Source organism: Chryseobacterium vrystaatense (genome assembly GCF_000737765.1).
GTDB lineage: Bacteria > Bacteroidota > Bacteroidia > Flavobacteriales > Weeksellaceae > Chryseobacterium > Chryseobacterium vrystaatense.
In genome coordinates this window covers 466,572-489,062 of record NZ_JPRI01000012.1, presented here as the reverse complement: position 1 = coordinate 489,062, position 22,491 = coordinate 466,572, and the positions used below count along the sequence as shown (strand labels likewise).

General features: G+C 37.0%; 22 protein-coding genes. 14 read left to right on the top strand and 8 right to left on the bottom strand.

Translation table 11 applies throughout. The annotated features are described in order from the left end of the window. Positions 1 to 5: 5 nt before the first annotated feature. The 7 genes from IW16_RS27025 (at position 6) to chrI (ending at position 6,670) form a co-directional block, all read left to right on the top strand. Positions 6 to 584: a hypothetical protein gene (locus IW16_RS27025; protein ID WP_223878152.1), complete on the top strand. Its 579-nt coding sequence runs from the start codon at positions 6 to 8 to the stop codon at positions 582 to 584. 437 nt (positions 585 to 1,021) lie between these two features. After that, entirely contained in the window at positions 1,022 to 2,104 is a 1,083-nt protein-coding gene (locus tag IW16_RS24505) for a chorismate mutase (RefSeq protein WP_034751040.1), read from the top strand. Between the two features lie 100 nt (positions 2,105 to 2,204). After that, entirely contained in the window at positions 2,205 to 3,131 is a 927-nt protein-coding gene (rsgA, locus tag IW16_RS24500) for a ribosome small subunit-dependent GTPase A (RefSeq protein ID WP_034751036.1), read from the top strand. Between the two features lie 793 nt (positions 3,132 to 3,924). Beyond that, positions 3,925 to 4,341 carry a nucleoside-diphosphate kinase gene (locus tag IW16_RS24495; protein ID WP_034751397.1) on the top strand — a complete coding sequence of 139 codons (417 nt, stop codon included), beginning with the start codon at positions 3,925 to 3,927 and terminating at the stop codon, positions 4,339 to 4,341. Between the two features lie 494 nt (positions 4,342 to 4,835). Further along, on the top strand, positions 4,836 to 5,045 hold the full coding sequence (chrA, locus tag IW16_RS24490; RefSeq protein WP_034751033.1) for an MNIO class RiPP chryseobasin precursor ChrA: 210 nt from the start codon (positions 4,836 to 4,838) through the stop codon (positions 5,043 to 5,045). Between the two features lie 3 nt (positions 5,046 to 5,048). Then, positions 5,049 to 6,143, top strand: a complete 1,095-nt coding sequence (gene chrH, locus IW16_RS24485) for an MNIO family chryseobactin maturase (RefSeq protein WP_034751030.1) — start codon at positions 5,049 to 5,051, stop codon at positions 6,141 to 6,143. 41 nt (positions 6,144 to 6,184) lie between these two features. Beyond that, positions 6,185 to 6,670: a chryseobasin maturation helper ChrI gene (gene chrI / locus IW16_RS24480; protein WP_228376990.1), complete on the top strand. Its 486-nt coding sequence runs from the start codon at positions 6,185 to 6,187 to the stop codon at positions 6,668 to 6,670. Positions 6,671 to 6,890: 220 nt separating this feature from the next. On the opposite strand, the gene rpe is transcribed toward chrI, so the two are convergent. Continuing rightward, positions 6,891 to 7,541, bottom strand: coding sequence for a ribulose-phosphate 3-epimerase (gene rpe, locus IW16_RS24475; RefSeq protein ID WP_034751024.1), 651 nt, complete (start codon positions 7,539 to 7,541; stop codon positions 6,891 to 6,893). A 75-nt stretch (positions 7,542 to 7,616) separates the two neighbouring features. Next, positions 7,617 to 8,690 (bottom strand): chryseobasin maturation metalloprotease ChrP, encoded by a 1,074-nt coding sequence (gene chrP / locus IW16_RS24470; RefSeq protein WP_034751019.1) that lies wholly within the window; start codon positions 8,688 to 8,690, stop codon positions 7,617 to 7,619. Positions 8,691 to 8,741: 51 nt separating this feature from the next. Between chrP and IW16_RS24465 the strand changes: the two genes are divergently transcribed. Further along, on the top strand, positions 8,742 to 9,446 hold the full coding sequence (locus IW16_RS24465; RefSeq protein ID WP_034751017.1) for a DUF4294 domain-containing protein: 705 nt from the start codon (positions 8,742 to 8,744) through the stop codon (positions 9,444 to 9,446). Positions 9,447 to 9,469: 23 nt separating this feature from the next. Here IW16_RS24465 and IW16_RS24460 read toward each other — a convergent pair whose 3' ends face one another. Together IW16_RS24460 and mnmD are read right to left on the bottom strand one after the other, a co-directional pair. Further along, a complete protein-coding gene (locus tag IW16_RS24460; protein WP_034751014.1) occupies positions 9,470 to 9,886 on the bottom strand; it encodes an NUDIX domain-containing protein in 417 nt (138 codons plus the stop codon). Between the two features lie 95 nt (positions 9,887 to 9,981). Then, positions 9,982 to 10,689, bottom strand: a complete 708-nt coding sequence (mnmD, locus tag IW16_RS24455) for a tRNA (5-methylaminomethyl-2-thiouridine)(34)-methyltransferase MnmD (protein WP_034751012.1) — start codon at positions 10,687 to 10,689, stop codon at positions 9,982 to 9,984. Between the two features lie 85 nt (positions 10,690 to 10,774). On the opposite strand from mnmD, the gene IW16_RS24450 reads away from it, so the two are divergent. The 5 genes from IW16_RS24450 to IW16_RS24430 all read left to right on the top strand — a co-directional run bounded on the left by IW16_RS24450 (position 10,775) and on the right by IW16_RS24430 (position 16,550). Continuing rightward, a complete protein-coding gene (locus IW16_RS24450; RefSeq protein WP_034751009.1) occupies positions 10,775 to 11,848 on the top strand; it encodes a branched-chain amino acid aminotransferase in 1,074 nt (357 codons plus the stop codon). 114 nt (positions 11,849 to 11,962) lie between these two features. Then, a complete protein-coding gene (locus IW16_RS24445) occupies positions 11,963 to 13,225 on the top strand; it encodes a spondin domain-containing protein (RefSeq protein WP_051890781.1) in 1,263 nt (420 codons plus the stop codon). 398 nt (positions 13,226 to 13,623) lie between these two features. Beyond that, positions 13,624 to 14,136, top strand: coding sequence for an FKBP-type peptidyl-prolyl cis-trans isomerase (locus IW16_RS24440; protein WP_034751004.1), 513 nt, complete (start codon positions 13,624 to 13,626; stop codon positions 14,134 to 14,136). Between the two features lie 81 nt (positions 14,137 to 14,217). After that, the gene (locus IW16_RS24435) at positions 14,218 to 15,258 is read left to right on the top strand and encodes a peptidylprolyl isomerase (RefSeq protein ID WP_223878181.1); all 1,041 of its coding nucleotides are present in this window, start codon (positions 14,218 to 14,220) and stop codon (positions 15,256 to 15,258) included. Positions 15,259 to 15,383: 125 nt separating this feature from the next. Further along, positions 15,384 to 16,550, top strand: a complete 1,167-nt coding sequence (locus IW16_RS24430; protein ID WP_034750997.1) for a retropepsin-like aspartic protease — start codon at positions 15,384 to 15,386, stop codon at positions 16,548 to 16,550. A gap of 265 nt (positions 16,551 to 16,815) precedes the next feature. Here the strand turns inward: IW16_RS24430 and IW16_RS24425 are convergent, their stop codons facing one another. After that, entirely contained in the window at positions 16,816 to 17,079 is a 264-nt protein-coding gene (locus IW16_RS24425) for a hypothetical protein (protein WP_131327982.1), read from the bottom strand. Between the two features lie 488 nt (positions 17,080 to 17,567). Here IW16_RS24425 and IW16_RS24420 point away from each other — a divergent pair, with 488 nt between their 5' ends. Next, entirely contained in the window at positions 17,568 to 18,083 is a 516-nt protein-coding gene (locus IW16_RS24420) for a hypothetical protein (RefSeq protein WP_034750991.1), read from the top strand. A gap of 229 nt (positions 18,084 to 18,312) precedes the next feature. On the opposite strand, the gene IW16_RS24415 is transcribed toward IW16_RS24420, so the two are convergent. The 3 genes from IW16_RS24415 to IW16_RS24405 are packed head-to-tail and all read right to left on the bottom strand — an operon-like array spanning position 18,313 to position 22,438. Continuing rightward, positions 18,313 to 19,671, bottom strand: coding sequence for a M20/M25/M40 family metallo-hydrolase (locus tag IW16_RS24415; RefSeq protein ID WP_051890711.1), 1,359 nt, complete (start codon positions 19,669 to 19,671; stop codon positions 18,313 to 18,315). A 3-nt stretch (positions 19,672 to 19,674) separates the two neighbouring features. Beyond that, positions 19,675 to 21,033 (bottom strand): M28 family peptidase, encoded by a 1,359-nt coding sequence (locus IW16_RS24410; RefSeq protein ID WP_034750990.1) that lies wholly within the window; start codon positions 21,031 to 21,033, stop codon positions 19,675 to 19,677. Position 21,034: 1 nt separating this feature from the next. Then, positions 21,035 to 22,438: a M20/M25/M40 family metallo-hydrolase gene (locus tag IW16_RS24405; protein ID WP_084694616.1), complete on the bottom strand. Its 1,404-nt coding sequence runs from the start codon at positions 22,436 to 22,438 to the stop codon at positions 21,035 to 21,037. Between the last annotated feature and the right edge of the window lie 53 nt (positions 22,439 to 22,491).

Sequence of the window (22,491 nt, the reverse complement as noted above, 5' to 3'; positions counted from 1 at the left end):
AGGAAGTGAAAATTCTTCCGAAAGCTCCCGAGAAAGAAGAATTCATACCGGAAAAACCAATCCAGCAAACTGAAGCTGTTCAGGAAACAGCTGTAAAAACTACAAAACCTTTATCACGACAGGGAGTATCTTCAGGCTTCAGCATCAATTCTTTTCTGAATAGAGAAGAGAAAGAAGTAAAGGAAGAGACCGTAGTTGTAAAAACAGAAAATCTTCCACAGAACCATTTCACAGATACCGACCTGCAAATGGAATGGAATCTGATGCTCAAACAGCTTCAAAAAAGAAATGGCTTTATCTTTAATGCGATAAAAGCATTTAAGCTGATAAAATCAGGAGAGAATACCATTAAAGTTTTATACCCTTCAGATTCTGCCAAAGTAGAATTTGATAAAATCGCTGGAGAGTTTTTTAATCATTTCAAAACAAAGGTTCACAATCATGCTATTGCTATAGATTATCAGCGGGACTTCGATAATCTCAAGATCGAAGTAATGACCAAAAGAAAAATGTTTGAAAAATTCATCGAGAAAAACCCTCTTTTAAAAGATCTTGACGATTTAATGAAGTTTGATCTGACATAATTTATTGTATTTTTCACAATTTCTTTTTGTGAGAATAAGTTTTTTTTATATCTTTGTCAAATATTTTTGTGAAAAATAAGTTTTTGACAAAAACAAATCAGATTTAAAAAAGCTAAACAAACAGAAGTTTCAGAATCCAGGTGGAAAATCTATTAAAACCATATCTGTCTCATTTTGCACCCGCTAATTATTTTAGCGGTTATTTTAGTTTTTCTGCTTTCTATTATAGAAATTTCAGAACGTATTATCGATTTTATTGGTACTGCTAACTGAATTTCTTTCCAAAAAATACAGGAGAATTAAAGTCCTTTTGTTTTCCTGATTCCTTTAAACCATTTTTGAACGGCATTTTTTGAAAAGAATTATAAAGTAAATTTTATAATGAAAGGACTATTGCTGTTAATTTTAAAAATAAAAAAAACAATAAATTTAGAAATATGAATTTAATAGATGTAAAAAACGAGTGGATCAATGAGCTTTCACAGCCATTAATGATCGCAGGACCATGCAGTGCGGAAAGTGAAGCTCAAATGCTTGAAACTGCCAGAAGAATAAGAGAAACCAATGCTCAGGTGTCTATTTTCCGTGCAGGAATCTGGAAGCCGCGTACCAAACCAAACGGTTTTGAAGGAGTAGGGGTAATTGGTCTGAACTGGCTGAAAAAAGTAAAAGAAGAATACGGATTTAAAACAGCTACAGAAGTAGCGAACGCTCACCACGTATTTGCTGCTTTAGAAGCGGATGTTGATGTCCTTTGGATTGGAGCGCGTTCTACGGTGAATCCATTTACGGTTCAGGAAATTGCTATGGCCTTAAGAGGTACTGATAAGCCTGTATTCGTGAAAAACCCTGTCAATCCGGATCTTGCGTTGTGGATTGGTGCATTGGAAAGGCTTTTAGGACAGGATATTAAGAATCTGGGTGTGATCCATAGAGGTTTCTCAACATACCAGAAAACAAAATACAGAAATAACCCGAACTGGCAGATTGCCCTTGATTTCAAAAGCCAGTTTCCTAATATTCCTATGCTGATAGATCCTTCACACATCTGCGGAAACAGAACGGGTCTTGCAGATATTACACAGGAAGCACTTAACGTTGGATACCAGGGAGCTATCATTGAAACACACTCTAATCCTGATGAAGCATGGAGTGATGCTTCTCAGCAGATAACGCCGGAAGTATTGGCAGAACTGATCGGAAACTTAAAAGTAAGAAACTCAGGTATTGCAGGTTTCGATAATGAAATGGGAAGACACAGGACCCTTATTTCTGATCTTGACTTCCAACTGATTGAACTTCTTTCTCAAAGAATGAAAATCTCTGAAAAGATCGGTAAGCTGAAAAAAGAAAATGATATCGCGATCTTCCAACCTGAAAGATGGAAAGTAATCACAGAATACGCAACGCAGAAGGCTAAGGAAACAGGAATGTCTCAGGAATTTATTGAGAAAGTTTTCAAAGCGATTCACGAAGAATCTATTGAGGTACAGAATAGTATTATGATCGACAGACAATAATTGAAAGATAATAAGTAAAAGGGCTTAGGAAATAGGGAAGAGTTTACTCAGATACCCAAATCCTAAGCCCTAATTGCTTATCTTTGTATCCAATTATCATATGAAAGGAAAAATCATTAAATCTACAGGAAGTTGGTACCAGGTTATGGAATTCGAAACCGATAAAATTTTCGAAGCCAGGATTCGTGGGAAATTCAAACTCATTAAGACAAGACTTACCAATCCGCTTGCCGTAGGAGATTTTGTAGAATTTCAGTTAGAACAGGATGATGTCGCGTGGATCACCAAAATAGAATCTCGTACAAATTACCTGATCAGAAAATCTGTAAACCTTTCAAAAGAAGCTCATATCATTGCTTCCAATATAGATCTTGCCTGCTTCATCTTTACTCTGAAACATCCTGAAACGTCGCTTGGATTTCTTGACCGTTTCCTGGCATGTTGTGAAGCTTATAATATTAAGCCTTTAATCCTTTTCAACAAAATTGATGTTCTCAACGAAGATGAAATAGAACTGGTGAAGGATATTGAGTTTCTTTATCAGGAGATTGGTTATCCTACTTTAGAAATTTCATCATACTCTAAACTGAATTTTGATGAACTTCAGGAACTTCTTAAAGATAAAACATCTGTGTTCTTCGGGCACTCAGGATGTGGAAAATCAACATTAGTTAATGCACTTCAACCTGGCTTGAATTTAAAAACTTCTGAAATTTCAGGTTCGCACCTTAAAGGAAAGCATACTACGACCTTTGCACAGATGCACTTCTGGGATTTTGGCGGCAATGTAATTGATACGCCTGGTGTACGTGAGTTTGCCATGATTGACATTCAAAAAGAAGAAGTACAGCATTATTTCCCTGAAATTTTCAAAAAAAGGGAAGAATGTAAATTTCACAACTGTCTTCATATCAACGAGCCGAAATGTGCTGTTCTGGATTCCCTTGAAACCGGAGAGATTCAACATTCGCGTTATGCGAACTACATAAAGTTGATGGAAGAAGCTGAAGAAGATTCCCAAAAATAAAAGGATCCCTCATTTCATCATCGGGTTTAATACTTTCCTTAGATAATAATGCACCTATTGTTATGGCTTTGGTCAGGAGGTTCTGTATGTAATTGTGCCCAATTCTGCTATGGAATTTGTTCTGTGCCATTGAGAATAGGGAAGATGATAACGTTGCCGGGTAAAGAGTTATTTGATCGAAATTTTCTCAAATACGACTAATCAAGATGCGTTTTCCTTATATGCTTTACTTAAATTAAAGTTGCGTACCCACGCAATGATTCCAAAGTAGAATTTTTACTGTTTCTGATGTATAAAGAATTCATATTTCTGTAATTTCTCCCTTTTAAAAAGTTGTTTTTTTCCGAATAATAATTTTGTCAGTGATAAAAACAGTTCTGTTTTTAAAATAACTCCACTTTTTGTCTGTGATTTTTCTGCCATATTTGACTGTTTTTTCAGATTTACGGCTATATTAAAAATGAAGACAAAAAAATGTTGAAAAATTAATTTTATTTCATTGATTGAAAAGGAAGCAATAATGTATTAATATGCTTTTAATGAGTTTTAAAAATTATCAAATTCTCAATAAAACACATTGATTTTTATAAATAAAAAACCCAGCCGAAGCTGGGTAAAAACTAATAACCATGAAAACTCAAATTAAACATGAGAATCGTAATTAAATTAACAATTACTGTGCCAAAGTTTTTTTCAGATTTCTTAATAAAAGTTATTTTTATGTTAAAAAAAAATTAAAATAAAAATGAAAGATATTTTTTGTAATTTTGCGCCATTAAAAAAATATACATTTATGTCTAACATTACATTCACTATGATTAAGCCTGATGCGGTAGCAGACGGACATATCGGTGCTATATTAGGTAAGATCGCAGAAGGAGGTTTTAAGATCAAAGCTTTAAAATTAACTCAGCTTACGGTAGCTGACGCTAAAAAATTCTATGAAGTACATGCTGAAAGACCATTTTATGGTGAGTTGGTAGAATTCATGAGTTCTGGTCCTATTGTAGCTGCGGTTTTAGAAAAAGCTAATGCGGTAGAAGACTTCAGAACATTGATTGGTTCTACTAATCCTGCTGATGCAGCAGAAGGAACTATCAGAAAAATGTTTGCAAGAAGCATAGGAGAAAATGCAGTTCACGGTTCAGATTCTGACGAGAATGCTCTTATCGAGGCTCAGTTCCATTTTTCAGGAAGAGAGATTTTTTAAGAAAACATTTTTTTTAAATATTAAACCAGAGAATTTTCTCTGGTTTTTTTATGCCAAAATGTCTAGAAATAGTATGTCATCAATTGCCTTCACGGCAATGATCTTCTGTCGATACAATTTCTTCACATGTTTATTCATTGATATGGGACTGACAGTCATGATTTTGTAACAAATTCTTTAATGAGATCTTTACATTTTACAGTGAGATATTTTGAACTGAAAATTATTCAGATGTTTCAAATAATTTTAGTAGTTAATTATTTTTTGAACAATAACCAGAAAAGCGGCTTTGATTCGTGTGTTTTATTTTACTTTCCAATTTAAATCAAAATTTAGACGAGATTTAATTTCCGAATAATAAAGGTGGTTCTTATAGTAGGATGTTAAAATATCAGATTTAAACTTTAATTTTAAAAATATTCTTCGTTAAATTGTTGTAGTTTTATCATAATCATAAATGGAATACTTATTGTAAGTTTCATTAAAAAGATATTATGAAAATTCCAGCATTAGTAATGGCTAGCTTATTAGCTGTAAGTGTATCAGGGCAGACTACGAAACCTGTAAAGAAGGGAAGTAAGCCAGTTAAAAAAATAAGAAAAGCAGATTCTCCAAAAACGGTCAAGGCTGATCCTAAACATGTAGTAAAAAAAGATACTATTCTGAAGTACGGAGGCGGGTGCCCTGCCTGTGGAATGGGATAATGTATGAAAAAGCCATTATTAGGTTTGTCTATGATGCCGGAAGCAGATTTTGTTTCCGCTATTGTTCCTTTGCTTCAAAGTAACTCCGTAGAAGTATTGGAATGGTCTTTCGATACCTTTTATGATGCTGAAGAACCTGAATGGCTTTCCGGTCTTCTTAATTTTTATGCCGGGAACGAAAGGCTTATTGGTCATGGAGTTTATTATTCTCTTTTTGATGCCAGATGGAATGACCGGCAGGAAAATTGGCTGCAAAAATTAAAGGAAGAATGTAAGCGTAGAAAGTATAATCATATTACTGAGCATTTTGGTTTTATGAATACCGAAAATTTTCATCAGGGTGTTCCATTGCCTGTTCCATTGCTTCCTAAAACGCTTCAAATTGGAAAGGACAGGCTGAGAAGACTTCAGGATGCTGTAGAGATTCCGGTGGGAGTAGAGAATCTGGCTTTTTCGTTTTCTATAGATGATGTGAGAGAGCAGGGACATTTTCTTGATATGCTTGTAGAAGATATTGACGGTTTTCTTATTTTGGATCTCCATAATATCTATTGCCAGGCTTGTAATTTTCAAATAGATATGCAGGAAATTATTAATCTGTACCCTTTGGGAAAGGTCAGAGAAATACATCTTTCAGGAGGAAGTTGGCAGGAAAGTGCTTATGGAAGGAGACCGATCAGAAGAGATACTCATGATGAAAGTATTCCTGATGAAATATTAAAGATACTGCCGAAAGTTTTATCCCAATGTTATAATCTTGAATATATTATTATTGAGAGACTTGGGAATACGTTAAATAATGACACTGAAAAACAGATTTTTTTCAGCGATTTTAACCATGTTAAGGAAATCATTGAAGTTTCAGTCTATCCCGATATAATCAGGCAGGATTGGAAGAGAACGGAAAAGATATATTCAGAACCTGTTGAAGATTTGTTACTGCATGAAGAGCAGACAAGGCTGACAAAGCTTCTGTTTGATGGAAATAACGTTGAATCTGTTAAAAACGGAAAGTTTCTTTATTTCAAACCGGAAAACTGGGACGAAGAAATGATTATGACTGCACAGCAGATCATCAGAAAATGGAATCCTTACTAGGATTCTTTTTGTTTAAATATCACAAATCAAAATATATGAAAATGACAACGGTATTTTTGTTAATTGCTGTCGTGCTTACGGCTTTGATCGCTGGGCTTTTTTATGCCTATTCGTGTTCTGTAGTTCTGGGATTGGGGAAATTATCGGATACTGAATATTTAAAAGCTATGCAGAGTATTAACCGGGAGATTCTTAATCCGGTATTCTTTTTGAGTTTTATGGGGACTGCAATACTTCTGCCGGTGACTGCTTTCCTGTTCCGGGGGCAGCCTCCTTTTCTTTTTCTTGTATTGGCATCAGCCGCTTATCTTATCGGTGTGTTTGGAGTGACCATTGCCGGAAATGTCCCTTTAAATGATATGCTGGATAAGTTTGATATAAGCGGTTCAACAGTTGAGGCAGTTAAACAGATGCGTGATCGTTTTGAAAACAGATGGAATCTTTTGAATAACGTCAGAACAGTATTTTCTGTCATAAGTATAGGTTTAGCTGTTTGTGCCTGTCTCTGGAGCAGGGAAGTGGTATAGTGTTCTGAAGGATTACGTATAAATACTTAATCTTAAATTCAGTATTTATACGGATGCATTATATGGGGTTTTATGTGCAATTTTACATCAGTAACAGCACTGGGAATCTAAAGCATTTAAAGTCTTACGACAAAAAACTAATAACCACATAAGCTCAAATTCCGCAAGAAGAAAGGCAGCTCTCACGAGCTGCCTTTTCTGTATTTTAAAATCAATTTTTTTAGATTTTCAAAAGCTCTATTGTTCTTTCAGGGCTTTCTGCAGAAAAAACGGCATTTCCGGCAACAAGAACATCAGCACCTGCTTCGAATAGTTTCGAAGCGTTTTCAAGATTGATACCGCCGTCAATTTCGATCAATGCTGTTGAATTATTACTTAAAATCAGGTCTTTGGTTTCTGCGATCTTTTTATAGGTGTTTTCAATGAATTTCTGTCCTCCAAATCCTGGATTTACACTCATTAAAAGAACCAGATCTACATCAGCAATGATATCTTCAAGCATGAGTACAGGGGTGGAAGGATTCAAAACGACACCCGCTTTTGCTCCCCTGCTCTGAATATGATGAATGGTTCTGTGAAGATGGGTACATGCTTCATAATGAACAGAAATAAGGTCTGCTCCGTGATTGATGAATTCATCTACATACTTGTCCGGTTCTACGATCATCAAATGAACATCTACAAATTTTTTAGCATGTTGCTGAACGGTTTTCATCACAGGAAAGCCAAACGAAATGTTGGGTACAAATCTTCCATCCATCACATCGATGTGGAACCAGTCGGCCTGGGATGCATTCAGCATTTCAATGTCTCTTTGCAGATTCCCAAAGTCTGCGGATAAAAGGGAAGGAGCAATAAGCTTCGTTTTCATTTTTACTTAGATTTTAGATGTAAGATGCAAGATATCAGATGTCAGACTCTTAAAGTCTGTTATCTGGTGTCTTTATTAGTGATACTTCAGTTTCATCTCAGGTTTGATCTTCAGAAGTGTTTCATAGATCAGTTTGATCACGTTGCCAACATCTTCTTTAGATACCATTTCCACTGTAGTATGCATATAGCGCAAAGGTAAGGAAATTAGTGCACTTGGCACTCCGCCGTTAGAATGCGCAAAAGCGTCAGTATCTGTTCCTGTAGCTCTGCTTGCTGCTGCTCTCTGGAAAGGGATTTTCTTAGTTTTTGCAGTGTCAATAATGAGTTCTCTAATGGTATGGTGGATGCTTGGAGCAAAGAAAACAACAGGTCCGTCACCGCATTTCTGATCACCCTCTTTTTTCTTCTCAATCATTGGAGTTGTAGTGTCATGGGTAACGTCTGTTACGATCGCGATATTAGGTTTAATTGTATCTGCAATCATATCTGCGCCATATAATCCCACTTCTTCCTGAACGGAATTGGTAATATACAGTCCGAAAGGAATTGTTTTTTTGTTCTCCTTTAAAAGTCTGGCCACTTCCGCGATCATGAAGCCCCCTATTCTGTTGTCCAATGCTCTGCAGACGAAATATCTGTCGTTCATTTCAAAGAATTCATCAGGATAGGTAATCATGCATCCTACATAGATTCCCATTTCCTCTACTTCTTTTTTAGAAATAGCTCCACAGTCGATGAAGATATTTTCAATTTTTGCAACCGGTTCATTCTGATTGCTTCTGGTATGAATGGCGGGCCATCCGAATACCCCTTTTACAATTCCTTTTTCCCCATGGATGTGAACCACTTTTGAAGGCGCAATCGTCTGATCTGAGCCTCCGTTTCTGATTACATAGATTAATCCGTCGTCTGTAATGTAATTAACGTACCATGATATCTCGTCAGCATGTGCTTCAATCACTACTTTAAATTCGGCCTCCGGATTAACTATCCCATAGCATGTTCCGTAATGATCCACTTCTATTTTGTCTACATACGGTCTGATGTAGTCCATCCAGATTTCCTGTCCCCTGTGTTCGTAACCTGTTGGAGAAGAGGTGTTTAAGTATTTTTCTAAAAATTTTAAAGATTTCTTTTCAAATTTCATAAAAAGGAATGATTTTTGCGTTTAATTTTTGTTATTATAAGTGTAAAAATAATGAATTTTAGTAAGATTGTCTGTCTTTTTATCTTCTTTTTTGGAGTCAGTGTTTTTGGTCAGAAGGATTCTATTGTTGCAAAACCTCTCAATCAATATCCTGCGGAATCATTGAAAGTAGATGAGTTCGGTAATAAATATTATTATGACGAACGTCAAAAGATGAAGGTTTATGAAATAAACGGCGAACCTGTAGTAGTACTGGATGAGCTGATTCTGGTTAATAAACCTAGGTTTAATAATCAGCTGGATAAAAATTACTACTATTTCCTCAATAAAAAACTGAACAGGGTATACCCGCTGTTTGTCACTGCATTGCAGCAATACAGGGATATACAGGCTGATATGAATGATATGGACAGCAAAGCCAAAAGGAAATTTGTAAGAGAGAGACAGAATATGCTTGCAGATCAGTATGAGAAGCAGCTAAGAGATCTTACAACTACCGAAGGCCAGGTTTTTGCCAAGCTGATGAACAGAGCGACCGGGAAGAATGTTTATGAGATTATTAAAGAGCTTAGAGGGGGATGGAGCGCTTTCTGGTGGAATGTAAAAGGTAAGATGGCAGATATCGACCTGAAGGACCAATACAACCCTCATAAAAACAGAACGGATGAGTTTATAGAATCTCTGCTTCAGTCTAACTGGAATTCCGGCTACTTACAACCTTATCCTGGAGCTGCAGATTTTAAGGTCAGAAAATAAATATAAAATTCCTGTAAAATTATTTACAGGAATTTTTCTTTTAATTTATCAAATACAATTTTGTCTACCGGAAGCGGGAAAGGATTGTCCGGTCTGTCGATGTCGATCCATTCTGTTCTTTCTATACATGGATCAAGGATAAGGAAATCTTCTTCGGTGGTGATGTTGACTATATAATATATAGTAAGCAACTGTTCATTTTCTCTGAAACGTGATACCAGGAAATCTTCCTGTGTATAAAAATGTTCTACCACATCAATCTTTACATTCAGTTCTTCATCAAACTCACGGTGAAGGCATTCTAAAAGTCCCTCTCCAAATTCCAGACCTCCTCCCGGAAATTTCATTAAGGGTTCGCCGGCATATTCTTCAAACAGGGTCAGTACCTTTTTATCTTTTACTGCACATGCATATACCCTAATGTTGATCTTGTCAATCATATATACTATTTTGTATAGCTAAAATAAGGAAATATGTGGAAAGGGCAAAGGACAGAGCGTAAAAGAATGAATGATAAAATGGGTAAGCCGTCAGTTTATCCCTGATTTTCTTCTATGCTGATTTCGCCTTCCATTTTCACAGCGTTGATCATTTCTCTTTTCCCCGGAGGCCCCTGTTTCTTCTCTACCTTAAAATTGAGTTCCTGAAGAATCCTCCTGACACTTCCTTTAGAAGAGTAAGTTGTTAATAAACCGTTAACGGACATTTTGTCGGAAACCATTTCAAAAAGCGGTTTTTCCCAAAGGTCCGGCTGTACCCTCGCACCAAAACAGTCGAAATAAACAAGGTTGATTTTTGGTAAGTCTATGTCTTTCAGGTCAAAGAAGTCGCATTCGATCTTTTTAAGATTAAAACCGGTAATGATTTCAGTAGACTTTCCCCATTCTGTCTGATGAATTTTTTGATAAATATTTTTGAATTCCGGGTTATCAAAATGCTCAAAGTAGGCGAGATCATTAATTTCCGATTCATTTATGGGGTATTTTTCAAGGGAAAAATAATTGATGACATGATTTTTGTCAGTTTTTAAATATTCATTAATTGTCACCAAAACATTCAAACCTGTTCCAAAACCGAGTTCTAAAATATTAATTTCGTAATCATTTAATTGATTTAATCCATTTTTGATAAACACGTGTTCTGCTTCCTGAAGCGCTCCATGGTGAGAATGGTAGTTTTCATTTAAATCATTGATAAACAAAGTTTTACTACCGTCGTTTGTGGTCTTAATCTCTCTTTTCAAGCTATTTTTTTGTCAAATTTACTCCAAAATTTTTATATTTAGAAAATTATGTTAAATTTGTAGAACATCGTAAAAATTTTTAAAAATGATAATTCAAAAAACTGAAAACTCCAGACTTTCGGAATTCGATCCGAACAATTTTTCATTTGGAAGTACTTTTATTGACCATATGGTGATATGTGAGTATGAAAATGGAAAATGGGGTGATGTAAAATTGGTTCCTTACGGTCCTATACCATTTACTCCAGCCATGATGGGGGTAAACTATGGACAAGCTTGTTTTGAAGGTATGAAAGCTTATAAAGACAAAGACGGTCAGGTTTTCCTTTTCAGGCCAGAAAAGAATTTTGAACGCATCAACAAATCAGCGACTCGTCTGGCAATGCCTGAAGTAACTGAAGAGATGTTTTTAGACGGATTAAAAGCATTAGTGGATATCGACAGAAACTGGATCCCACAGGGTGAAGGAATGTCATTATATATCAGACCATTGATTTTTGCTACAGAGGAGGCTTTGAAAGCAAGAGTTGCCAATAAATATATGTTTGCCATCGTTGCAACGCCAGCGAAAAGTTATTATTCAGAACCTGTATCAGTAAAAATTTCAGATCATTATTCAAGAGCTGCCAACGGAGGAGTAGGTTCAGCTAAAGCAGCAGGTAACTATGCCGCTTCTTTCTATCCTACACAGCTTGCTATTGAAGAAGGATATGAGCAGATCATCTGGACTGATGATGCTACTCACGAATATTTTGAAGAGAGTGGAACAATGAATGTATTCGTAAGAATTAACGATACGATCTACACCCCTCCAACTTCTGAAAAAATTCTTGACGGAGTAACAAGAGACAGCTTTATCCAGCTTGCCAAGAAAAGAGGTATTGAAGTGAAAATAGAGCCTGTAGCAGTGAAAACGGTTGTAGAAGCTCAGAAAAACGGAACATTGAAAGAAGTTTGGGGAGTAGGAACAGCTGTTGTAACAACTGTATTCCAGGCGTTAGGTTACGAAGGCGTAAAACTTGAACTTCCAAGATTGTCAGATGACGAAAGTTATGCGGCAATTCTTAAAAAAGATCTTACAGATCTTCAGAACAATCTTAGCGACGATTCTTTCGGATGGAGAGTGGTTGTTGAAAAAGATGTTTTGGAAACTGTTTAATGGTAACATTATTTGATTCAATAATACGACCGGCAGAAATTTATTCTGTCGGTTTTTTTATTTTCTCGTTAAATATTGGTAATTTTTCAGAAAATTTAGAATAGTATGAAATTCATGAAGTTCAAATTACCTCTCGGGCTGCTTTCAATGGTGAGCATTTTAGCATTTTTCTCATGCAGTAAAGATGATGATGCAGAATCAGCGGTTAATGAATCGGCCGTTATTACGGTAGAAAATGTGATAGAGGGAAAATCAATGACGCAGTTTGGAACCTTCCAGAATGCAGGATCATCACCGCTTATTAATCCGGGTGAATCAGCTTCTTTTACATTTTATGCGGGAAAAGGACAGGCAGTAAGCTTTGCTGCGAGGTATGAAAATAGTCATGATTTATTCTTTGCTCCTGCCAATCCGGGAATAAAACTATATCAGGATAACGGAACTCCGGTAACCGGGAATGTTTCTTCCCAAATCAGGCTTTGGGATAATGGTACACGTGCCAATGACTCTGCATTGCCTCACCCTGGCACCCTGGAATCTCCTCTGAAAAATGTTTCAGAAATTGCATTAACTATTCCAGCGTCCCAACTGCTTAAAGCTGAGCTTACGCACGAAGGAGGAACAAAATTTACATTAAAATTAACCAATACTTCCGGTGGTACAGTCAACGAAACACCTATCAGTGCAGGGATCTGGGCTGTTTCACATATTTCAGGAACAACACTTGTGAAAGAAGATCCTATATTTTCACCTGGAAAACTATCCGCCAATGGATTAACAGAACTTGCTGAAACCGGAAAGACAACAGCCCTGAGCCAGTACCTCACAGGGATTACAGGGCCAAATTCGGCTTTCTCACCGGTATTGGTTGTAGTGTACAGCGGGAATGATAATCCTATTTTTAAGACCGGGGAAAATGACAGAGAACAAGGTTTAAAGGAGCTTTCCCAACAGGGTAATGCAGATGTTTTGGCCTCTTTTCTTAAAACTAAGTCTGGTGTAAAAGAAGTATATGTTCTTAAAGATCAGGCTACAAATATTCTACTTCCAAGAATAAACGGGAACAATGGAGGTAAAGTTTCGCAAACAATCTCTGCCCGTAAAGGTGACCGTATTGCACTGGCCACCATGTACGGACAATCTAATGACTGGTTTATAGCTGCTGTTAATAATGGAGTAGATGGTTCAACAAGAGGGGACATATCTTCTATCATAGGCCTTTTTGACAGTGGAACATTGGAGAGTTCTTTTCCGGGTGCTCACATAGGATCTCAGCCTGCACAGACTGAAAACCAGCCTGTAAAACAGTTAGCTAATCCGAATCAGTTTAATACACTTCCTTCTCTGCCACAGATGATTAAAGTGACACTTCAGTAATATTTGAATAACATAAAGCATATGATCACCTCTTTACGGGGTGATTTTTGTTTTAAATAAACCATCTGTTTAATCACAAAAGGAACAAAGCTTTTATTGTTAGATGTTTTGGTTATAAAAGTTTTACCAACCCGAAAACAATAAGATGCATCATCTGAAAATCAAAGATTTTGATAAAACTTAAATGTCCTTTTTGCCGTTGAATTTCAAACTTTAAATACACTTAATTGTTTCAAATCTTTTGTCACTTTTGTAGTGAAAATCTTTAAATCCTTAAATTTTTCAATATTTAAATCTCCTATAATTCCATCCCCGGAAAATACTTCATCATTTTCTGCTAAATTTTTTAAAACCTATTGAACAATATTTCCCCGAAATGCGTATTTTCGCAAAAGTTTATGAAAAAATTACTCTTCATATCAGCAGTAAGTCTGTTAAGCTGCAACCGGAAAGCTCCTGTAGCGCATCCTCCTGTTGGTGGAGTGTTGAGTCAGAAAGATCTGGATGTTTCAAAGGAAAGGATGAGAAATCTGAATACTATTGAAAGAGGCCAGATTCAGGATTGGATCACCGGGCAGTCTGTGAAGTATTATCCTACACAGCTTAATTACTGGGTAACTGTTGAAGGTTTTGATCAGAGAACAAGAAGAGCGGATGATACGCCGATTTCTTATTCTTACGATCTGTATGATTTTGATGAAACCAAGATCTATGATAAACCTTTTGAAAGAAGAGATGCCAGATTTGGGCATTTTGATGAACTGAAAGCGGTAGAGAATGCTTTGCGTTTTATGCATGATGGAGAGGAAGTAACGCTTTTGGTACCTTCTTCACTGGCCTACGGAACCTTTGGAGACGAGAAGAATATAGACAACGATATACCATTGATCATAAAATTAAAAGCTCTATAAATAATGAAATTGTTTAACAAGAATATAATTCTGGCAGCGGCTAGTATCTCGCTGATGAGTTGTACCCCAATCTATAAAAAAATGAACGTAGACAAAGAAACTTACGAAGGTCTTAATGACGGACTTTATGCAAATCTTCAGACTTCTAAAGGAAACCTGATCGTGCAGTTCGAAGACAAAAAAGCACCGGTAACTGTAGCCAATTTTATTGGTCTTGCAGAAGGGAAAATAGATAACAAAGCTAAGGCTAAAGGAGTTCCTTTTTATGATGGAACTATTTTCCACAGAGTGATCAAAGATTTCATGATTCAGGGAGGTGATCCTCAGGGAACAGGAATGGGAGATCCTGGATATAAATTCGAGGACGAGAAGAACGACCTTAAGCATACAGGAAAAGGAATCCTTTCTATGGCGAATTCAGGACCTAATACCAATGGTTCTCAGTTTTTCATTACTGAAGTAGCTACTCCTTGGTTAGACGGAAGACATACGATCTTCGGAAAAGTAGTGAAAGGCAATGATGTAATTGATGTGATCGCTAATGTAGAAAAAGGAGCTCAGGATAAGCCAAAAACGGATATCGTTTTAGAAAAAGTTTCTATTTTTGGTAAAGGTGATGCTTACAAAAACTATGATGCAGCAAAAACTTTCACAGAAGGAAAAGCTAAAATCGCAGAAAATAATAAGGCTTATATCGCTAAAGAAGAAGCTGACAAAAAGAAAAAAGAAGAGGAGTTCAAAGCTAACCAGGAGAAAATGGTTGAAGACCTAAAAGCTGGAATGCAGAAAACTGAATCAGGATTATATTACAAAATCACCAAAACAGTGGCAGGTGCAAAAGCTCCTAAATCCGGTGACAATGTATCTGTACACTATGCAGGTAAATTAATCGACGGTACAGAATTCGATTCTTCATTCAAAAGAAACGAGCCAATCGAAATTCCAATCGGAATGGGAAGAGTAATCAAAGGATGGGATGAAGGTATCCTGTTGCTTAAAGAAGGCGAAACGGCTACATTATTGATCCCGCCAGCAATGGCTTATGGAGAAAGAGGAGCAGGAGGTGTTATTCCACCAAACGCTTGGTTGATCTTCGATGTTGAGCTTGTAAAAGTACAGTAATTGAATATTCAATATATTTAAAGCCGTCCGGGAGGACGGCTTTTTTTGTTTTATATTCTGATGGTTGAAAGGGATTTTGATAGCTTATATAGATCAAAATCGCTATTTTCGTGTAAAGTAATTTCATGAAAAAAATCCTCTACAGCCTCCTCGTGCTTTCCACAGCTACTTTTCCCGCACAGGGAAAGAAGTTCTTCAAAAGCGGGGAAGTACAGCTTCAAAATCCCGTAGAAAAGATGAATCTTAGATTTGCCAATGATCTGCCTTTTGTTCAGGTAAGCATCAATGGGAAATCTTATAATTTTCTTTTCGATACCGGAGCTCCGACAGTAATTTCTACAGCGGTCTATAAGGAGCTGGGGCTGGAGAAAAAGCATAGAAGTACCGTAAAGGATTCGCAGAAAAATAAACAGGAACAGATCTTTACCATTCTACCGGAAATGACTGTAGATAAAGCCGTTTTCACTGATGTAGGTGTTGTTGTCATGGATTTGAGTGTTTCCGAACTCAGCTGCTTCAAGATAGATGGTATTCTGGGGGCTAACCAAATGGCGAAGCTGTTCTGGAAAATCAATTATTCAGAAAACTTATTGGAAGCTTCAAAGGACCTTGATCAGTTTAATCCTGCAGATTTTGATATGGTTATTCCTTTCAGTCCGAGAGCGCAAAAAACACCTGTAGTGGAAATCGACCTGCAGGGTAAAAAAATAGATTTCACTTTTGATACCGGATTTTCCGGAAGATTAAAAATCGCAGACAATGCTTATAATGCCGGAAAAGCTGTAAAGAGTGTCGAAGTCTACGGAACGAACTCGGTGGGCGCTTACGGGGCTGCAAAGCCTGCTCCCGGGCATATTTTCAGGACAGCAGGTCTGTCACTGGGTAACAAAAGTTTTTCAAATGAAATAATAGCCACAGGAAGCACAAGCCTGATTGGAAATGATTTCTTTAAAAATTTTATTTTTATCCTGGACTGGTCCGGAAACAGGATCTATATGAAACGAATCAGAAACGAGCCTGCCAAACTGGAGTCTTTTGGTTTTGGATATCGGTTTTTAGATACAAAACCCACAGTTGCCTTTGTGTTTCAGGAAGAAGGTTTTCCTCTGAAAATAGGGGATGCTATTCTCAGCATCAATAATGTAAATCTTGATCATCTTGACAAAGAGGGTGCGTGTCACTATTTTCTCAATAGAATAGAGAGCGGACAGAATATGATCAATGTGAAAATAAGAAGGGACGGTAAAGAAATGGACGTGAAGCTGGAGAAGAAAGAGTTTTTGGAAATCTAAAGGGATTTGAGACTATAGAATAGGGTTTTAGAGTTTTAAATAGATCATTCATTCTGCTGGTTGGTGAGAGGGTATGATTGTGAAAATTGATATAAACTCTTTATACATCAATTTTTGAGCTGAAAAAACTAAAGTGTTGAAAAACGTATGTTTCTTTTGTGATTGCAAAAAAAGGATAGTAAATTTCAAAAATTGTAGTTATAAAGCAGAAAAAAAGACCGTTCAAATGGATTGAACGGTCTTTATAGTAAAATTGAAATTAAAGTTATGCGTGTCTTGATTTCTTCCTCAAATTCGAGGAATTCATTTTTCTCGCCAGAGAACTGATAAATACAAGTCCAAAGCCGAGGTATGCCGCAAATGCGGTAAGGTATACTATCAGGCTGTTAAAACCAGGTTCTGTAGCATATATAAGGTACACAAGTACGGAAAAAACACCAAAACTTAACAGAAGCATAAGGCTCCAGATATTCATTTTTGCGGCGTCTTCATTTCTCTTAAAAATCATTTCAAAAAAGTCTCTCATCATAATCACTTTTTAAGGGTTATACATTTGTCTTCCGTCCTTTGATAGAACGGTCCGGAATCATTTTCCGTTATAAATTGATGGCACATGGATCATGGTTAAAACTTGGCTAAGGTCATGATCTTATGGCCGTTTGGTTGTCTAGCATCAGGGTATACTTTAGCTACCCAGAAAATTGAATTAAAAGCAGTATTGAATCCGGAATGGGATTCATGAGCTTTATGACACCGTACACAGTACATCGTAAATGGAATTGATAAGAGGATTATCTCTTCCGTTGTATACGGTATCTAAAGAAAAAGGATCATATAAAATGATAAATAGCCTTTATCCGGCTCAGCGGAAACTGAATATCCCGCGGTAACCTTTATTCATCTTTTGTGCTTTAAATAATTTTTTTTCAATGAATTACCTTGCGAATTTCATGCCAAAGTGATTTTTTTAACTTATTTTTAGCATTAAGTTGTTTTAAGTTTATATAAATATCCCTCATGACTCACGAAAGTTTAGAAAAGAATATAGAAATCAGTGCCGTCAGACTTATAAAATTAGCAGAAGAACGATCATGGAACAAAATTTCACATCATATGACTTTTATTATTTCAGATTGTAATGAGTTTAAGGGTGAAAACTTTGGTGAAATCAGAAAATCCAGATGGAAGATAAATAGATATAAAATACCCCAGCCGTTAGACCAGGTTATTGGAGTGCTCAAGAATGAATATGAAGATCTTTACGATGTTAACCTTTATGTTTTTAAAGCATTAAGAAAAGAAACGGTTATTGAGATTCAGTATTACAGAAAATCAAATCTGAACCCAGATTATTTTGAGAAAATAAAGGATAATCAGCCGATGTTTCATTCAAAGATTACACTTCCGGGCTATGCTTTGGACGGAGCAAAGTTCGATATTAACCGGGAGTCTGGTGGAGGACCAAGACATTACTGGAATTTATTTCTTTACGAATTCAAGTATAGAAGAATGATGAAGAAAATGGAAAAATAAATTCTATCCAATTGAATCCACTAAAATTCAATTTACCGGGAGCACATTCCCCTCCTCCGGAGGGGTAGCGAAAATTTAAAGAATTTTTGACGGGGTGGTTTATAACTGCAAGACATTCACAGTATATATCGATCAATCAAAATGAGTAAAAAAAATCAACAAGTCAACCCGTAAGAGTCAACTTGTCGACAAAATGTATTTTTAATAAATCTCTACTTTAAAATATGACCTACCAGTTTTTATCAATCATATAAATGATCTGTGTCATTGTCGCAGCTCCCAGAAGAAGTTCTCTTCGGTTAACCTTTTCAAAAGTATCCTCTTCTGTATGATGAATATCAAAATACCGTTGAGAATCCGGAACCAATTCTGCTGTCGGAACACCCATGTCATGAAGCGGGTAAATATCTGTTCCTGAATATTTTCCTTCAAAGTTGTACACTCCATAAGGGTAGAATAATCCGGACCAGCTCTTGATCTGATTTCTTTTTTCATCATCCATTTCCAGAGCAATGCCTCTTGGAGCAAAACCACCTGCATCGGACTCTATGGCAAAAAGATGCTTTTCATTCTTTTCTTTGGCGGTCTTTCCATATTGGATGCCACCTTTTACGCCATTTTCCTCATTGGCAAAACAAACTACCCGGATGGTGTGATTATTTTTAATCCCTAATTTTTTAAATGTTCTCAGGACTTCAATACTTTGAACAATTCCAGCGCCGTCATCGTGGGCACCTTCACCTACATCCCAGGAATCAAGGTGTCCTCCGACTACGATCACACTCTGGTCTTTTTTGCCTGTGATCTCACCTATAACAGAGTGGGAGAGCTTTTCACCTTTCATTCCGCAGTTGGAATTAAGCTTTGCGGTGATTTTCTGTGTTTTTAAAAGTGCCTCGAGCTCGTCCGCTGTAGTACTTCCAATAGCTATTGCCGGGAGTTTTGGAATTTTATCGTCATAACGCATGGCGCCAGTATGGGGTACATCATCAAATGCTGAAGAAAGAGACCGTATAATCGCAAACTTTCCTCCTTTTTTGGCAGTCAATACCGCCGCAGTTACCCGGTATTTTGCAGCGTCACTATAGCCTTTAAATGTTTCTACAAAAGATTGATTGAAAGGGTAGTTAAAGAACACTATTTTATCCTTTACTTGATCTGCTGTAAGCTTGTCGTATTCATCCATTGATTTCACAACAATGATTTCGCCGGTGATATCTTTTCCTCCTGTGCCTTCAGAATTTCCGAGAGAAAGCATCTTCAGATTTTTCCATTTTCCATCTGCTGTTTTAATTTGAAGAGATTCTTTTCCTCTGGTCCAGACCGGAACCATAACTTCCTGTAGCCAAACCTTATCAGCACCGGCATCCCGAAGCTTCTGTTCTGCCCATTTAACAGCTTTCTCATAAGCTGGGGAGCCACTGAGGCGATGACCTATGTTTTTGCTTAAATCCCGAAGTTCAGTATAGCCTTTTCCATTATTCAGTATTTCTGTGGAAATCTTGCTGAACTGTATCGAGTCTTCTTTATTTTGGCTAAAAACAGCCATCCCTAAGAATAATAACGAAGTTCCAATTATCTTTTTCATAGTTTACCAGTTTTTGTCGATCATATAAATAAGCTGTGTCATCACCACAGAGCCTAATAGTAATTCTCTGCGGTTGACTTTTTCAAAAGTGTCTTCTTCTGTATGGTGAATGTCAAAATAGCGCTGCGGATCAGGCACCAGTTCTGCTGTTGGAACTCCCATTTCATGGAGGGGAGCAATATCTGATCCCGAATACTTTCCGTCAAAATTATAAACCCCGTATGGCAGAAAAAGGTTTACCCAACTTTGGATTTGGGTGCTGTTTTTATCATCCATTTCCAGGGAAATTCCTCTTGGTGAAAAGCCTCCTGCATCAGACTCTATGGCAAAAAGATGCTTCTCATTGCTGTCTCTCGCGGTTTTTCCATATTGCTTTCCACCTTTCGTTCCATTTTCCTCGTTGGCAAAACACACGGCTCTGATGGTATGATTATTCTGTATTCCAAGTTTTTTAAACGTTCTCAAAACTTCAATGCTCTGTACGATTCCAGCACCGTCGTCATGGGCACCTTCACCTACATCCCAGGAATCTAAATGTCCACCGACGACAATCACACTTTGGTCCTTTTTACCCGTGATTTCACCGATGACAGAATGAGAAAGCTTTTCGCCTTTCATACCGCAATTGGAATTGAGCTTTGCAGTAACTTTCTTATTTTTTAATAATTTTTCCAGCTCATCAGCTGTAGTGTTTCCGATCGTTACAGCCGGCACTTTGGAAATGTTATCCTCATAACGCATATTGCCGGTATGAGGAACGTCATCAAATGCTGAAGACAAAGATCTGATAATAGCAAATTTTCCACCTTTTTTAGCCGTTAAAATAGCTGCAGACCTCCTGTATGCTCCAGCTTCGCGATAAGCAATAAATGTTTGCGCATATGACTGATTGAAAGGATGGTTAAAGAATACGATCTTATCCTTTACTTGAGATTCGGTGAGCCTGTCGTATTCTTCTAAAGACTTTACCATAATGATCTCGCCGGAAACATCTTTTCCACCAGTTCCTTCAGAATTTCCCAGGGAAAGCATTTTCAGTTTCTTCCATTGACCATCGGCAGTTTTAATTTGCAGAGATTCTTTTCCTCTCACCCAAACCGGAATCATTACCTCCTGAAGCCAAACCTTATCAGCTCCTGCATCACGAAGTTTTTGTTCCGCCCATTTTACGGACTTTTCATATGCTTCTGATCCGCTTAAACGGTTTCCAATGTTTTTAGTAAGGTCTTTCAGCTCTGTATAACCTTTTCCATTGTTCAGGATTTCTGAAGAGATTTTACTGAACTGGATTGAGTCTTCTTTAAACTGTCCGAAAACAGCCATACCTGTTACTAAAAGCGAAAGGGTGACAGTCTTTTTCATATTACCAGTTTTTGTCGATCATAAAAATCAGTTGTGTCATGGCAACAGCACCCAAAAGAAGTTCTCTTTTGTTCACTTTATCAAAAGTATCTTGTTCAGAGTGATGGTAATCGAAGTACCTTTGAGTATCTACCACCAGTTCGGCCAAAGGAATATCCAGCTTTTTCAGTGGGGATATATCCTGAATAGCTTCAGTTTGGTCAAAATCATAAATCCCGTAAGGAAGAAAATAGTTCTTCCATTCGAAAATCTGCTTTCTTCTTTGTGGCGGCATATCTAAGGAAAATCCTCTTGGTGAATATCCTCCCGCATCTGTTCCTAAAGCAAAAACATGTTTTTCATCTCTTTTTTTCACATAGGCTGCATACATTTCGCGTCCTTGTCCTCCGTTTTCGCTGTTGGCATAAAAGACAACTCTTATCGTATGATTATTTTCGATACCAAGCGCTTTGAATGTTCTTAAAACTTCAATGCACTGTGCAATACCGGTTCCGTCATCAACAGCGCCTTCCCCAAAATCCCACGAATCTAATTGAGCTCCTAAAACAATCACTTTAGCGTCCTTTTTACCTTGAATTTCGGCAATAATATTAGGATTGGTCGTGTCACCTTTTGACTGTGCAGTCATATTTATTTTGGCGGAAACCTTTTGATTTTTTAATAATTTTTCTAATTCGTCAGCAGACTTTACTCCAATGGATAAGGCAGGAATTCTTACTTTGTCATCTGGTTCATAATACACCATTTTTGCATGGGGTGTATCATCCATTGCTGTTGTTAAAGATCTTATAATTAAAGCTTTTGCTCCTGTTTTTGCAATCACAGAAGCAGAGATTAATTTGGATTTTGCGGTGGCCAAATAAGAATCATTTGTATTAATGATCTTTGGGTCCATTGGAAGATTAGCGAATACTATTTTACCTTTCAATTGCCCCACGGACATGGCATTCAGTTCGGAAGTTGAATTGATTAAAACAATATCCCCTGTAAGATCTTTTCCGCCTGTCCCTTCAGAATTTCCGAATGACAGCATTCTGATGTTTTTCCAATCTCCATTAGCCGTTTTTATCTCCAGGGATTCTTTTCCCCTGATCCATACCGGAGCTTTAGCTTCCATTCGCCAGATCATTTCAATGCCGATAGATTTGAGTTTTTTTTCTGCCCATTCCACCGCTTTTATATAGCCGGAAGTTCCACTGAATCGCGGGCCTATTTTTTTGGTAAGCTCGCCGAGATTTTCATAAGCTGCGCCGTTGGTCATGATCTCGTCCGAGATCTTTTTAAATTCATCGTGATAGTTGAATTTCGCCAGGGTCACCTTTTTAGCAGGCTTTTTGAGTGGCTTTTTTTGAGAAAATAAAAATCCACTCAAAAAGAGTGGAAGTATAATGAAGATTTTTTTCATTTTTTATTTACCTTTCTTTTTCCGATGATAAAAGTAGGGAAAAAATAGGAATT

Excerpts from the sequence above, each read along its gene's own strand:
- IW16_RS24505 (WP_034751040.1), top strand. The coding sequence starts at position 1,022 with ATGAATTTAATAGATGTAAAAAACGAGTGGATCAATGAGCTTTCACAG.
- rsgA (WP_034751036.1), top strand. The coding sequence starts at position 2,205 with ATGAAAGGAAAAATCATTAAATCTACAGGAAGTTGGTACCAGGTTATG.
- IW16_RS24495 (WP_034751397.1), top strand. The coding sequence starts at position 3,925 with ATGTCTAACATTACATTCACTATGATTAAGCCTGATGCGGTAGCAGAC.
- chrA (WP_034751033.1), top strand. The coding sequence starts at position 4,836 with ATGAAAATTCCAGCATTAGTAATGGCTAGCTTATTAGCTGTAAGTGTA.
- chrH (WP_034751030.1), top strand. The coding sequence starts at position 5,049 with ATGAAAAAGCCATTATTAGGTTTGTCTATGATGCCGGAAGCAGATTTT.
- chrI (WP_228376990.1), top strand. The coding sequence starts at position 6,185 with ATGACAACGGTATTTTTGTTAATTGCTGTCGTGCTTACGGCTTTGATC.
- rpe (WP_034751024.1), bottom strand. The coding sequence starts at position 7,541 with ATGAAAACGAAGCTTATTGCTCCTTCCCTTTTATCCGCAGACTTTGGG.
- chrP (WP_034751019.1), bottom strand. The coding sequence starts at position 8,690 with ATGAAATTTGAAAAGAAATCTTTAAAATTTTTAGAAAAATACTTAAAC.
- IW16_RS24465 (WP_034751017.1), top strand. The coding sequence starts at position 8,742 with ATGAATTTTAGTAAGATTGTCTGTCTTTTTATCTTCTTTTTTGGAGTC.
- IW16_RS24460 (WP_034751014.1), bottom strand. The coding sequence starts at position 9,886 with ATGATTGACAAGATCAACATTAGGGTATATGCATGTGCAGTAAAAGAT.
- IW16_RS24450 (WP_034751009.1), top strand. The coding sequence starts at position 10,775 with ATGATAATTCAAAAAACTGAAAACTCCAGACTTTCGGAATTCGATCCG.
- IW16_RS24445 (WP_051890781.1), top strand. The coding sequence starts at position 11,963 with ATGAAGTTCAAATTACCTCTCGGGCTGCTTTCAATGGTGAGCATTTTA.
- IW16_RS24440 (WP_034751004.1), top strand. The coding sequence starts at position 13,624 with ATGAAAAAATTACTCTTCATATCAGCAGTAAGTCTGTTAAGCTGCAAC.
- IW16_RS24435 (WP_223878181.1), top strand. The coding sequence starts at position 14,218 with ATGAACGTAGACAAAGAAACTTACGAAGGTCTTAATGACGGACTTTAT.
- IW16_RS24430 (WP_034750997.1), top strand. The coding sequence starts at position 15,384 with ATGAAAAAAATCCTCTACAGCCTCCTCGTGCTTTCCACAGCTACTTTT.
- IW16_RS24425 (WP_131327982.1), bottom strand. The coding sequence starts at position 17,079 with ATGATGAGAGACTTTTTTGAAATGATTTTTAAGAGAAATGAAGACGCC.
- IW16_RS24420 (WP_034750991.1), top strand. The coding sequence starts at position 17,568 with ATGACTCACGAAAGTTTAGAAAAGAATATAGAAATCAGTGCCGTCAGA.
- IW16_RS24415 (WP_051890711.1), bottom strand. The coding sequence starts at position 19,671 with ATGAAAAAGATAATTGGAACTTCGTTATTATTCTTAGGGATGGCTGTT.
- IW16_RS24410 (WP_034750990.1), bottom strand. The coding sequence starts at position 21,033 with ATGAAAAAGACTGTCACCCTTTCGCTTTTAGTAACAGGTATGGCTGTT.
- IW16_RS24405 (WP_084694616.1), bottom strand. The coding sequence starts at position 22,438 with ATGAAAAAAATCTTCATTATACTTCCACTCTTTTTGAGTGGATTTTTA.